Source organism: Bradyrhizobium sp. USDA 3262, assembly GCF_054060035.1.
In genome coordinates this window covers 3,079,632-3,092,012 of sequence record NZ_JBSSCT010000001.1, presented here as the reverse complement: position 1 = coordinate 3,092,012, position 12,381 = coordinate 3,079,632, and the positions used below count along the sequence as shown (strand labels likewise).

The window sequence follows — 12,381 nt, the reverse complement described above, 5'->3', positions numbered from 1 at the left end:
CGTGAGTTCGCCTTGCGACAGTGCGGGCGTCATCGCCTGGATGACCGTGTAGACCCCGTCACGCCAGGCCCGGCGTTCCGCCGGCGTGCTCCCTTGACCTGCCGCAAGGCTTGCCGAAAAAAATCGAGTTCGACCTGCTGTTGGCCGATCTTGCGCTCAAGCTCGGCCGTCCGGGCGCGGGCACGATCAAGTTCGGCCGCTGGCACATCCGGTTGCAGCTCCCCAGGCTGGTCAACCGCTGCCGACGCCTTCGGTGGTCGGCCGCAACCCCGCAAAGCCTGCGCACCGCCAGACCGGAAGCGATCGCGCCAAATGTAGAGATCCTTGCGCAGGACCTTCACTTCTCGCGCCAACGCCGCCACATTTTCGCCCACCAGCATTCGGCGGACGACCATCAGCTTAAATCCTCGACTGAACACACGGGCCTTCTTGGACATACGTTCTCCCCTAGAGAACTGTCCCTAATTTCCCGTGTCTCACTTTTGGGGGGCATTCCACTGGTCCACAAACTCGGTGTCCCAGAAATGGTGAAGATTGCCGGCGCTAAGTCCGGTCGCCGAAACCCGCTTGGCGTTGCCGCCGCGATCATGATCGTCAGAGCTGTGTAGCGGTTGGTGCACGTCGCCGACGAAGTGAAGCAAGAATTTGAGCGCGGCGACCTGCTCCTCGACATCTGTCGCGGGATTGGCAAGTTCCGCCGCAAACTGCTGACTCTTGTCGACCACACACAATCGGCCGCCGCCCCATCAGAAGCGGGTGTGCCGTTGGGCACCGGCGGATGATTGAAACAGGCTTCGTCAAAATTTGGGGCGGTGATCTCAATATCGACAAAGTGCCACTGCCGCGTCCGCTCGCGTGAATTGTTCACATTCGCATCCCGGTACTTGGCCGCCCACGTAGCTGCCGACGCAATGTCATGAGCGGTGAGCGGATCGGTATCGACGGCCAGAAGGGCATTCACCCGCTTGCGCACATCCTCATCCAGAAAAGACTGCGCCACCAGAGCTACCACCTCATGGCCTTCGTCGCCCCAAGCGAGTGCGCGACTTACGTTCAAACAGTTGAAAACTGCGCCACAGGCGATGATGGCTAAGCTCGTCGCCACTCGTATCATAATTAATTCCTCAAATTGCTGGCAGAACAATGAAGATTGGAAATTCGAGAGACCCTGAGAAGTGCTCACAGCGCAATCAAACTCTCGCAAAGATTGCGTGAATGTCAATCCGCAGCCTTCCGGATTAGCTGGTCGATCAGCACATTTCGAGCAGGCTCAATGTACGGACCGTACGAAGAGCCGTATTCCAATTAAAACTGCAATTCGGTTGTAAAATCTCAAATTCAACGTCCTCGGGGAAGAACGCCGCGTTGGGGGCCAGTGCATTCCGCGCGGCACTACGTCCGAGGAATTCTGCCCGGGTGATCTGATGCGGAAGAACGATGTAACGTGCCCTAGCTGCGGGGCCGGATTCCGGCGCATCGAACTGATATCAGAGCCCGGGACCAGGGGTGAATATCGCTGCCCTGTTTGCGACACCACACTTGAACACTTCTGCGGCGACAAGTTCATTGCATACCGCCTAGCGGTGCAGCCGGAGTACTCGCGGGTCCTGAAGTAACGGGGCCGCCATTCGCGCAAAATGACGGCCCCTTATGTATACACCTAAATTATACACCTAAATCCCGAGTTCATCTGTGATGAATACCGGCGGTATTTCGACGAATTGCACTTGGCCGCGCTATTGACGCACTCGACTTGAATTCGGCCTGCCGGTCCGCCGGACGAATCCAGGGCCTGTCCGGATCGAGGTATAGATGCGGCCAGACCAGGGGCCAGCGCTTTCAGTGTTGTCGATCGGGTAACGCAACGGATGCCTGACGATGAGCTTGCGTCAAGTGCTGACGACGCGTTCATCCCGATGACATCCGGCAGTACGTCGCAGCTCACAACGGTTCCTCTGACCCATGCGAGCGTCTGCGTGTCGGCTTATAATATTGGCGTCGCATTGGAGCTTGAGGCTCACGACCGATTGCAGCGGCGAAAGCGCGGTTCAGTCGGCCGACCGGCCCCGAGATCGCGATACTGGACAGGGCCGTCGCTTGCCATCCGGCGAACGTGAAGAGGTCGCGCTGCGATGCCTCAATAACGAGGGGGTAAGACAATGACGCCGCCCTACCGCGTCCGCATTTCAGGACGGCTGGTTCCGCGCCGGCGACCTCGGATACCTGGACGCGGACGGGTATCCCTTCATCGCCGGGCGCATCAAGGAGATCATCCACAAGGGCGGGCGGAAGGTCGCCCCGGCCGAGTAGAGGGCGCCTTGCTGAGCTACCCGGCTGTTGATTGAAGCCGCTGTTTTCCCTATCCCCCACGAGCGACTAGGCGCTGACGTCGTCGCAGCTATTGTGCGGCATCAGGACGCAAAGGTGAACCTACAAAGTGTCCGAGACTTTGCCCGAGGACGCCTGGCCGGGTTTAAAGTCCCCGGCCTCATCCTGATTGAGCCGGAGATCCGAAAGGCGCTGAACCTCCTCCGAATGAGTGGACACCTGTAGTAGGCTCGGAGAGCCAGGAGGTGTCGAATGCAAGGTCGTGAACGTCGGTCATTCACGGAGGACTATAAGCGCCAAGCCGTTGAGCTCGTGATGTCGAGCGGTCGCTCGGTCCCGTCGGTGGCCAAGGAACTCGGTCTGCGCGATTCGGTGCTGCGACGCTGGGTAGACAAGGTCCGGCAGGAGCCGACATCGGCGGCGTGGCGCCCCACCACGCAGGCGACGCCGATGTCGGCGGACCAGGCTGCGGAGATCGCCCGGCTGCGCCAGGAGAACGAACGGCTACGCATGGAGCGCGACATTTTAAAAAACTGTCACGGGCCGTTGCCCGCCTGCGCGCGGTAGAAACAGCCCGTGCTATCCTCGTATCTCGGAGGGTAGCGGCCGTCAGCTTATTGGAGGCACTAGTCCCCGTTAAAAAACGTGGTCCATGGGTGCATGCGAACTTGAGAGTGGTGACGCCGTTCCTGCGGCGATCCCGATTAGGAAGATGACGATTGGCATAGCCCAGACCCTCCTGCCCACAATCGGATGGAGGATTTGCGATGCCCAAGAGGACGACCGGTGACCGCCCGGAATTGAATCCCGTCAATGTTGGCGCAGCCGCCATCGACATTGGATCAAAAATACACATGGCAGCGGTCGACCCGATCTGCACCGACACTCCGGTACGTGCGTTCGGCACATTTACGCAGGACCTGCATGATTTGGCAGACTGGTTCAAAGCCTGCGGCGTGACTAGCGTCGCGATGGAATCCACCGGGGTCTATTGGATCCCAGCCTACGAGATTCTCGAGCAGCGCGGGTTCGAGGTCATTTTGGTCAATGCGCGTTACGCCAAGAACGTGCCTGGGCGCAAGACAGACGTCAGCGATGCCGCATGGCTGCGCCAGCTCCATTCCTATGGTCTGTTGCGCGGGAGCTTCCGCCCTGATGCCGAGATCGCAACCCTGCGGGCTTATCTGCGTCAGCGCGAGCGGCTAGTGGAATACGCAGCCGCTCACATCCAGCACATGCAAAAGGCCCTGATGGAGATGAATCTGCAACTTCATCACGTTGTCTCTGACATCACCGGTGCGACCGGGATGCGGATTATCCGAGCGATTGTCGCGGGCGAACGCAATCCCGACGTGTTGGCGACCTACCGTGATGTACGCTGCCATTCCTCAATTGAGACGATCCGCGCCGCACTGGTGGGCAATGATCGGGATGAACACGTCTTCGCGCTCACCCAGTCGCTGGAACTCTATGACACCTACCAGGCCAAGATGCTCGACTGCGATCGCAAGCTGGAATCCTTGATAACGGCGCTGACGGACAAAGGGGCCAAGCCAGTCGGCAAGCTCCCCAGACCGCGGGTGAAGACCAAGCAGGTCAATACGCCATCGTTCGATGTGAGGGCCGCTCTATACGGCGTCCTCGGCGTCGATCTGACCGAGATCCATGGGCTAGGTCCATCACTTGCATTGAAGCTCATTGGCGAGTGCGGCACCGATTTGAGGGCTTGGCCGACCGCCAAGCACTTCACCTCCTGGCTGTGCCTGGCACCGGGCAACAAAATCTCGGGCGGCAAGGTGCTCTCTTCGCGTACTCGGAGATCATCCAGTCGGGCAGCTGCGCTGTTGCGGCTGGCGGCCACCACCATCGGACGGAGCGATACGGCGCTCGGCGCATTTTATCGTCGGTTGTCCTCTCGTGCGGGTAAAGCGAAGGCCGTGACGGCGACCGCCCGCAAAATTGCGGTCCTGTTCTACAACACCCTCCGGCACGGCATATCCTACAAAGATCCGGGTGCCGACCACTATGAGGAACAATATCGTAGCCGCGTCCTCGCCAATCTGAAGCGGCGCGCCAAATCGCTGGGCTTCGTTTTGCAAGCTGTTCCCTGCGGCCCTGAGGTGGCTGTTTCTTAGGAAGTCGATCGCGATCTTTGCCGGAACCCGGACATGAGCTTCCGCTTCATCGAGGATCACCGCAACATGTATCCGGTTCGTCTGATGTGTGAGGTGCTCGAGGTCTCGCCGGCCGGCTATTACGCTTGGCGCACGCGCCCGGTGAGTGAACGGACACAAGCCAATGCCACGCTGCTGGCTGAGGTCCGGCAGGTCTATCAGAACAGTGGCGGGCGCTATGGCAGTCCGCGAATCCATGCCGCTCTGACGTCGCAGGGACGCGGCACCAGCCGTGGCCGGATCGAGCGGATGATGCAGCGGCATGGCATCCGAGCCATCATGGCGCCACCACGCCGGGTTCGCACCACCGACAGCCGTCATGACCTGCCGATCGCACCGAACCTGATCATGCGCGACTTCACGGCGCCTGCTCCGAATCGGGTCTGGCTCGCCGACATCACCTACAGTGCGCCTCGCCCCACAGTTGGGGAAGCGTATGACTGGAATGCAAAAGAGAAAGGAGGACTGAAAAAAAGTGACTTGTTCCCTGCTGTGAGGGGACATGAGCCCAAGCGGCGGTGACCTGTCGTCAACTGGCAGGGTGACGTAGCCCGCAGGTAAAGGGGATTGAGGCGAAGCCGTTAAGCCGAGATGGTCCCCGAGGCTGAAGTATTGGAAGGTTGAGAAACACGAACCGGTTCACCCGCATCTGAGGGCTGAAATGTCGCCTCCGCCTACACGGCTTAATAGGTGGAATGCTGATGATGTCGCCGGACAGATATGACGGCCGGCATCCGAACGCGAGCCCAGATGTAAGGACGCTCGCGAGGGGTCATGGGGAGAACGCAGCCAGACCATGGCATCGGCATCGACTTGCGGAAAGCAAGGGAAAAGACTGCGACCGGCAGCCTCACCAATACAACGACGTCCAGCATATGAACGAGGGAAGGCATGATGGAATGCCCACGATGCTTAGCGTCGCAAGGGAGTTGACCCTGATGTCCACCATGCTGGCGGAGTTTCCGTAGTAGTCCGCGGTAGGGAAAGCCTGCCACATGGCGAAGGGGAACAGTTCGAACTGCTTGGAGTGCAAACTACCTGACCGAATGAGGTGAAGACCTTTGATAATCAGTGAAATGCAGCACAAGATCGCGACATGGGCCGAGAGCGATCCGAACCGAAGGTTCGATCGCTTCCTTCGGCTGATTGCCAACCGGGAATGGCTTGCCGAGGCCGCTCGGATTGTTCTGGCGTCAAGTGGCGCACGAACACCGGGCATTGACGGAATAGATAAGCAACGATTGCAGGTCAGATTGGATCAGCATCTGGATGACCTGCGGAAAAGCCTGCTGGACGAGAGTTATCGCCCCCAGCCGGTGAAGCGAATCTATATCCCGAAAACCAATGGCAAGCTACGCCCACTGGGTATTCCGACTCTGACGGATCGCATCGTCCAACGAGCCATGCTCATGGCCATGGAGCCAATCTGGGAAAGCGACTTCCATCGCCTATCCTATGGCTTCCGGCCTGAACGGAGCGTGCACCATGCCGTCCGCACCGTGAAGATACAGCTCCAGGATGGAGCCGACATGACGAGGGGCCGCTGGATCATCGAAGGTGATCTGGCAAGCTACTTCGACACGGTCCATCACCGGCTGCTTATCAAATGTGTGCGGCGACGAGTGCAGGATGGGCGGTTTGTTGATCTTCTCTGGCGGTTCCTGAAGGCAGGTCACATTGACCGTGACCTGTTTACAGCCTCCAGCGAGGGTGTTCCGCAAGGTGGCGTGCTGTCACCGCTCTTGTCCAACATCATGCTCCATGAGTTTGATGCGTGGCTGGAGGCAAAATACCTGAGCGACAAGGCTCGCAAGGACCGCTGGGCATGGAACTTCGGCATCAAGCTGGGCCGCCCTATTACGGTTCGAGAGAACCGGCAATGGAAGCCGGCGGTTGCATATTGCCGATACGCTGACGACTTTGTCGTCATCGTAAAAGGGACCAAAGCTCAAGCAGAGGAAATCCGCGAAGAATGCCGCGCCTTTCTGGAAGGCAAGCTGAAATTGACGCTGAATATGGAGAAAACCCATATCACCCACGTCAATGACGGCTTCGTCTTTCTGGGGCATAGGATCATTCGCAAGCGAGGGTCGCACGGGCGCATGTCCGTCGTCACAACGATACCCAAGGAAAAGGCGAAGGGGTTTGTTCGCAGGCTCACTGAAGCCCTTTCCGGCAATCATAGTGTCAGCACGGTCGACATGATCGCTGGCCTGAACCGTCAACTGGCGGGATGGGCAGCGTTCTACAAGTTCACCGACTTCACCGCGTACGTATTCCGGCGCATCGACCATGTCGTATTCTGGAAAATGGCGCATTGGCTGGGGCACAAATACCGATCTCGCATCAAACCTTTGATGCGGAAATGGTACCGACCCCCGGAACCGGGCAAGGCGAAAACCTGGCTCGTGTTTGGTCGGCATGAACGCGGCGCGCCGCACGGAAAAGCACTTTACCGGCTTGTTTCAAGCCCGAAGGCGCAGTTCCGGTGGCGCAATCCGGAGGAAAATCCCTACATCTTCCGAAAAGAAACCCGCAGCACTGTCACCTCGCACTATCATGATGTTGCTATGGCCATGGGCCAAGCTTGAACAGAGAGCCGTATGCGCTGAAAGGTGCACGTACGGTTCGGGGAGGAGAAGCGCGCTCGCGCTTCTTACTCCACTCCGGCTTCAGGAGGAGTTCGCGTATCTGGCGATCGTGCTCGATGCCTTCAGCCGGCGCGTGGTTGGCTGGGCTCTGGACACCCATCTGCAGGCAAGCTTGGCCATTGCCGCGCTGGTCATGGCACTTCGGGAACGCAGGCCTGCTCCCGGCAGCCTGATCCACCACTCCGATCGGGGCATCCAATACGCGTGCGATGACTACACCAAACTGCTGGACGTCCATGATATCCAGCTCAGCATGAGCCGTATCGGCAACCCTTACGACAATGCCCGGGCGGAGAGCTTTATGAAGACGCTCAAGCGTGAGGAGGTCGATGGGGGCATCTACCGAAATGCAAGTCACGCTCGCCGAGCGATCGGCACCTTCATCGAGCAGGTCTACAACCAGCAACGACTACACTCGGCACTGGCCTATCGACCACCGGCCGAGTTCGAGGCAAACTTGCCGTCACGGGCGGCTGCCGCGCAGCAGCCGCCCGTGACGGTCATCGCAACCGGTCCCTGATTCCTTGTCTCACATCAGGGGTGCGTTCCACCAGCTGGGCCCCGATTCTCGAACCATCGCCTCCGATCTCATCGGCCACATCACGAAGGAACAGCAAGCGCAATGGCAAGCTGGAAAGCCTGACGATTGGGCCAAAGAAGCGTTCGCACTGTCAAAAGGATGACGTGTATGGCCAGCTTCCAATGCCCAACGCGCGTGGAAGCTTTCGGTTGACAGATGACTACGTGACAACGGCAACAAATGACGTCGCAATCCAGCTGAGTAAGGCCGGTGTGCGGCTAGCGATGATCCTGAACCAAGCACTGCGCAAACCATAGGAGTGCCCGAGGTGGGCAGGTGGCGGGGATTCGCCGAATGCAGACGCGCTCAACTGGGCCGAAATCTGCCCACAATCCGCCTGGACGCGGATTTCCCGGATAATATTTTTGATCTCTTTGCTTTGCGCCGTGCCGGGAATCTGTATGCGGCGATTGGTTACGCGCAAGATGTGTGACTTCTGTTGAAGGGAATTCAGTGCCCTTTGCAAAATGGTTTGTTGCTATCGCTCTTTGTTTTTGGCCTTCGAGCGCCCTGCGCGGGCAGAGGATAAAGAGTTCGTTCTGCGTGGCCCCAGACGTCTCTCTCGGAGTTTCCGCCGGACGTTCTAAGGAGGCCGCCCGCGGATTTGAACGAGAGTCAGTATGCGGAGTGGCTAAAGGCGCAGCCCGCACTGATCCTAGATGGAACGTCACTCCGTATTGGTCGGCCAGGCGCCGCGGTTTTCCGAACTTGGTCCTCTACGGCTAGCATATCGATTATGCTGCGGCACTCCACCCGTTTGCCATGCACCAGGTCGCCGACCGAGATCGAGATGTTTATAGCGCGAAAGAGGAGCCGCGAGATGAGGCCGAGCAGCCCGCGACCACGCTCGACCACGATATGGTTGGTTTAGAGGACCGTGCTCTTTATCCGATAATGTTCGATGCACTTAATTTCAGTCGGCTCGATCTCAGCGAGCACGTCGAGCCTAAAGATCACTTTTGCGTCATGACGAACTGCCCCCACCCTCGGGTTCATGATCGGTTGAAGGTGGGCCCCGCCGAGGATGGGACGGAGGGAGGCGGAGCCGACTGGAGGGCCGTCACCGGCGGGCTGCTGGATGAGGCCGCTCTTTCGCTTGGCGCGGAGCCGATAGCTGTCGCCGCGGATGGTCAGCACGTGGCTGTGGTGCAGGAGCCAGCAGTTGGGCTCTGTAAGATGCTGTCGGTTGGGTAGCTCGCCTCTAGCGCAGCCGTTGTGCGCCTCCCGTCAATTGCCGACGACACTACCATTTATTCCCGCCTTGCGACGTATTCGAGGCGCTGAGAAATGACTTCAACCGCGTATGACACGGAGCGATGTTGACCACAAAGGCCGACATTGTCGAACATCATCAAGGAATTGCGAAATGGTACGGCCCGCAGGGGCGACCGCCGGACGCGTCTTTCGCTGCATTCAAGATCTGCTTGCCAAGCATACGCAAAATGCGCTTGAGCGCCACGCCATTCCGGTCCCCGCACGCCTTCCGATGACGTATTTCGCGTTGTGGACCAAGGCAAACGAAGTCGTTTTCGGGCTGCGGAAGATCGGCGTGCGCCGAACCGACAGGGGCGCGGTGGTTTGTCGGGCGGAGCAGAGGCTGCAGTAGCGGCAATCACGGTTGCAGCGGGCGCGGTTAGCCACTTGAAATGCCTCTTAACTGAAGTAGGCCGCAGCTATGCCGAAGGTTATGGCAAAGCTACTTTGCCCCGCGGGTCACTTCAAATTCCCCCGGGTGGGGTCAGTCAAACTCCTCCACCCCAAGGCAGGACAGAAGTGGATTGTTAGTTTGACATTGTTTCTCGGGCAAGGGCTTCGGCGGCCTCTTTGAGGCGATAGCTTCGTCCATCGAACTCGAGCAGGTGGCAGTGGTGCATCAGGCGATCGAGGATCGTCGAGCTCATGGTGTTGTCGCCCAGATATGTCCCCCAGTCCTGCACGACGCGATTGGAGGTGACGATGACGCTGCGGCGCAGTTTGTAGCGCTGATGGACCATGGTCTGCAGCAAGGCGCCGGCGTCGTCAGGGATGGCGCGGGCGAGGAACAGATCGTCCAGCACGAGGAGATCGCAGTCGATGATGTTTCGTAAGCGGGTCTCGCGCTGCGCGATGGGACTCAGGGCGTGGCGGTGGAAGAAGTCATCGGACTCGAGATACTGGACCTTGTGGCTTTGCAGGATCGCTTGATAGGCAATCGCCTTGGCGATGTGGGATTTCCCGGTGCCAGGTTTGCCGACGAGCAGCGCGTTCTCGCCGGCGGCAATGAACGCCAGGGTGTTGAGCTGGAAGCAAGTTTGGCGCGGCAATTTGGGATTGAAGGACCAGTCGAACTCGGCGAGCGTCAGCTTTTCGTCGAGCCCGGATTGCTGGTATCGGCGCTCGATCAGGCGGGATTGGCGGCGATCCAGTTCGTCCTGCAAGATCAGGGAGAAGGTCTCGAGGAAGGATTGGTTGGCACCCTGCGCCTGCAGCACACGCGTCTGCAGCGTGTCGCGGACGCCCGACAGACGCAGCTGTCGCAGGCAACGCTCAATTTCCGGCATGGTCATCATGTGGTCGGGTCTCCAGTTTGAGGTGAGAAGATGCAGTGGGAGCGCTCGTGGCGCCGGAGCTGGCCGGGGTTGCGCAGGCGACACGAGCGCGGCTGTCGTGAGCACCGGCCTGCCGGGGATTGTCGTCGGCGTCGTGCCGCGCAGCACGGCTGAAGAGATCGCCGTATTCGGCCGGGGAACGGATCAGCGGATGATCCTGGGTGAGCGGCGATGCCGGTCGTGGCGTCGCTCCAACCAGCTCGATCGCCTGTTCGAACAGCCGCTCGACGGTCGCACGCACGTGCTTGTAGCGGTAGATGCGGTTGTCGATGGCGTGCGCGCAGGCCTGCTCGACCAACCGCGCCGGATACTTCCGGCTCAGCCCGACAATGCCCCACATCGCGCGCTGTCCGGGGCGCCCTTCGGTGTCGAACATCTGCTGGCACAGCGCCCTGGTCTGCGGCCCGATGCGCTCGGCGCTCGCCAGCAGCACGGCGGTTTGCCGCGACGGATTGAACGGCCGTTCGCTGGTCGGCAGGACGACAGAACCGGAGTGCGTCATCCGGGGATGAACACGCAGCAGCGCATGGGTGTGACGATCACGGATCTCGATCGTGGAGGCGTAGATCCGCACCACGACCTGACTGCCGATGGGCGCAGGCCGCGCGGCGTAATAGCTGCTATCAACACGCACGGTGGTATCGTCGCAGACGGTCCGAACGACCTCGGTGAAGATGCGGAAGGCAGCCACTGGCAACGGCCGTAGGTGTGGCTTCTCCTCCTGGAACATCGCCTCGACCTGACGACGCGTGCTGCCGTGGATGCGCTTGGAGGCCCAATTCTCCTCCCAGTGCCTCAAGAACTCGTTCTGGGCTTCCAGTGTCTCGAAGCGCCGTCCGGCCAGCGCGGTGCTCTGGGTATGCTGAATCGCGTTCTCGACGCATCCTTTCCGATTGGGATCGGCCACCCGCGCGGGATCGGCGACCACGGCGTAATGAGCCAGCATCGCGCTGTAAATGGGGTTGAGCTGGGGCTCGTACAAATCCGGCTTGAGAACGCCTTCCTTCAGGTTGTCGAGCACGACATAGCTGGGGACCCCGCCAAAATACCGGAACGCCTCTTCGTGAAGCTGCGCCCAGACTCGCTGGCTGGATTGCCAAACCACCCGCCGGAAGCTGCGCCGCGAGTAGCGCAGCGTCATCACGAACAGGCGGGGACGGCGGTAGCGGCCGCTCTTCGGATCAACCGTCGGCGCGCCCTCACCATAGTCGACCTGGGCCTCCTCGCCGGGGAGGAACTCAAGGCGATCAAACTGCTCGGGGTCGCTGTGCCGCAACCGGCGCACAAACCGCTTGACGCTCTGGTAGCTGGACGGAAAGCCAAATTGATCGACCAGGTCCTGGTAAATCGCCTGCGCATTCCGCTTCAGGCGGACCTGTTCTTCGATCCACGTCCGATGCGCTTCGCAAGCCGAACGGGCCAGGCTGCTGGTGACCGTCGCTTCCGATGCCCCAAAAGCCGGTGGTCGGGGTGGAGGAATTTGGCCGTCCACGCTCACCGGGCCGGTGGTCACTTCCCCGGGGGAATTTGCCTCCGCACCAGCCCGCAGCGCCCGGTAACGCCGGATCGTCTTGCGATCGACCCCCGTCAGTCTGTGGATCTCGCGCTGGCTGGCGTTGCGATCGAGTAGTGTAAATACCGTGCTTTGCAGGTGTGGCTTCAAGACGTTCAACTCCCCGGTCCCTTGCTGGCTAAAGGGACCGAAAATAAACGTCCTGCCTGACCGGCTACCGCTGTTCAGCGCTGACGGCGATCATCAGGTGGGGGAGTTTCAGGTGACCATACCCGGGGGATTTTGACCGACCCGCGGGGCTTTGCGGTTTTGTGACATTTAGCAACGCCCCCTCAGTCGGCGCCTGGAAGCAGTTCCTATAAAGCACTGCAGTTGCTTGAGGAGCGCTTCCGTTCTGCGCTCGGCGGCGCACCTCTTCGGCAGCGACCGATGTAATGTCGTCCAGAGCACGAGACGTCCAGACTTCTAGCGTCGTTCTCTGACCATGGGGATAGAGGCCAATCAAGGCCTCAGAGGCTGACCGGAAATTAAAGTTGGGTGATTTCAG

11 protein-coding genes and 2 pseudogenes are annotated in these 12,381 nt (G+C 59.8%); 7 read left to right on the top strand and 6 right to left on the bottom strand.

Features of this window, described 5'->3' with window-relative positions:
• Positions 1-29 precede the first annotated feature (29 nt).
• From ACVWYP_RS14360 to ACVWYP_RS14350, 3 genes and pseudogenes are all read right to left on the bottom strand, one after another.
• Positions 30-437: a leucine zipper domain-containing protein gene (locus ACVWYP_RS14360; protein WP_304498928.1), complete on the bottom strand. Its 408-nt coding sequence runs from the start codon at positions 435-437 to the stop codon at positions 30-32.
• A gap of 39 nt (positions 438-476) precedes the next feature.
• Entirely contained in the window at positions 477-725 is a 249-nt protein-coding gene (locus ACVWYP_RS14355; protein WP_304498927.1) for a S1/P1 nuclease, read from the bottom strand.
• A gap of 125 nt (positions 726-850) precedes the next feature.
• A pseudogene (locus ACVWYP_RS14350) lies at positions 851-973 on the bottom strand (hypothetical protein); the annotation flags it as partial.
• On the opposite strand from ACVWYP_RS14350, the gene ACVWYP_RS14345 reads away from it, so the two are divergent.
• From ACVWYP_RS14345 to ACVWYP_RS14315, 7 genes are all read left to right on the top strand, one after another.
• Entirely contained in the window at positions 917-1,093 is a 177-nt protein-coding gene (locus ACVWYP_RS14345) for a hypothetical protein (RefSeq protein WP_304498926.1), read from the top strand. The pseudogene ACVWYP_RS14350 and the gene ACVWYP_RS14345 overlap by 57 nt on opposite strands.
• A 1,244-nt stretch (positions 1,094-2,337) precedes the next feature.
• Positions 2,338-2,553, top strand: coding sequence for an AMP-binding enzyme (locus ACVWYP_RS14340; RefSeq protein WP_429039096.1), 216 nt, complete (start codon positions 2,338-2,340; stop codon positions 2,551-2,553).
• Positions 2,554-2,580: 27 nt separating this feature from the next.
• Positions 2,581-2,895, top strand: coding sequence for a transposase (locus ACVWYP_RS14335; RefSeq protein WP_304498925.1), 315 nt, complete (start codon positions 2,581-2,583; stop codon positions 2,893-2,895).
• A 200-nt stretch (positions 2,896-3,095) separates the two neighbouring features.
• Complete coding sequence (locus ACVWYP_RS14330; RefSeq protein ID WP_018273530.1) at positions 3,096-4,463, top strand: IS110 family RNA-guided transposase; 1,368 nt, start codon at positions 3,096-3,098, stop codon at positions 4,461-4,463.
• A 33-nt stretch (positions 4,464-4,496) separates the two neighbouring features.
• The gene (locus tag ACVWYP_RS14325) at positions 4,497-5,024 is read left to right on the top strand and encodes an IS3 family transposase (RefSeq protein ID WP_304498924.1); all 528 of its coding nucleotides are present in this window, start codon (positions 4,497-4,499) and stop codon (positions 5,022-5,024) included.
• A 554-nt stretch (positions 5,025-5,578) separates the two neighbouring features.
• Positions 5,579-7,093: a group II intron reverse transcriptase/maturase gene (gene ltrA / locus ACVWYP_RS14320; protein WP_304498923.1), complete on the top strand. Its 1,515-nt coding sequence runs from the start codon at positions 5,579-5,581 to the stop codon at positions 7,091-7,093.
• Positions 7,062-7,673 (top strand): IS3 family transposase, encoded by a 612-nt coding sequence (locus ACVWYP_RS14315; protein WP_429039090.1) that lies wholly within the window; start codon positions 7,062-7,064, stop codon positions 7,671-7,673. Before ltrA ends, ACVWYP_RS14315 begins: the two co-directional genes overlap by 32 nt.
• A 1,113-nt stretch (positions 7,674-8,786) precedes the next feature.
• On the opposite strand, the pseudogene ACVWYP_RS14310 reads toward ACVWYP_RS14315, so the two are convergent.
• From ACVWYP_RS14310 to istA, 3 genes and pseudogenes are all read right to left on the bottom strand, one after another.
• Positions 8,787-8,888 (bottom strand): annotated as a pseudogene (locus tag ACVWYP_RS14310) (ATP-binding protein); the annotation flags it as partial.
• A gap of 626 nt (positions 8,889-9,514) precedes the next feature.
• On the bottom strand, positions 9,515-10,282 hold the full coding sequence (gene istB, locus ACVWYP_RS14305; protein ID WP_038379283.1) for an IS21-like element helper ATPase IstB: 768 nt from the start codon (positions 10,280-10,282) through the stop codon (positions 9,515-9,517).
• On the bottom strand, positions 10,260-12,029 hold the full coding sequence (gene istA / locus ACVWYP_RS14300) for an IS21 family transposase (RefSeq protein WP_100213837.1): 1,770 nt from the start codon (positions 12,027-12,029) through the stop codon (positions 10,260-10,262). The genes istB and istA overlap by 23 nt, the downstream gene beginning before the upstream one ends.
• Positions 12,030-12,381: the final 352 nt, after the last annotated feature.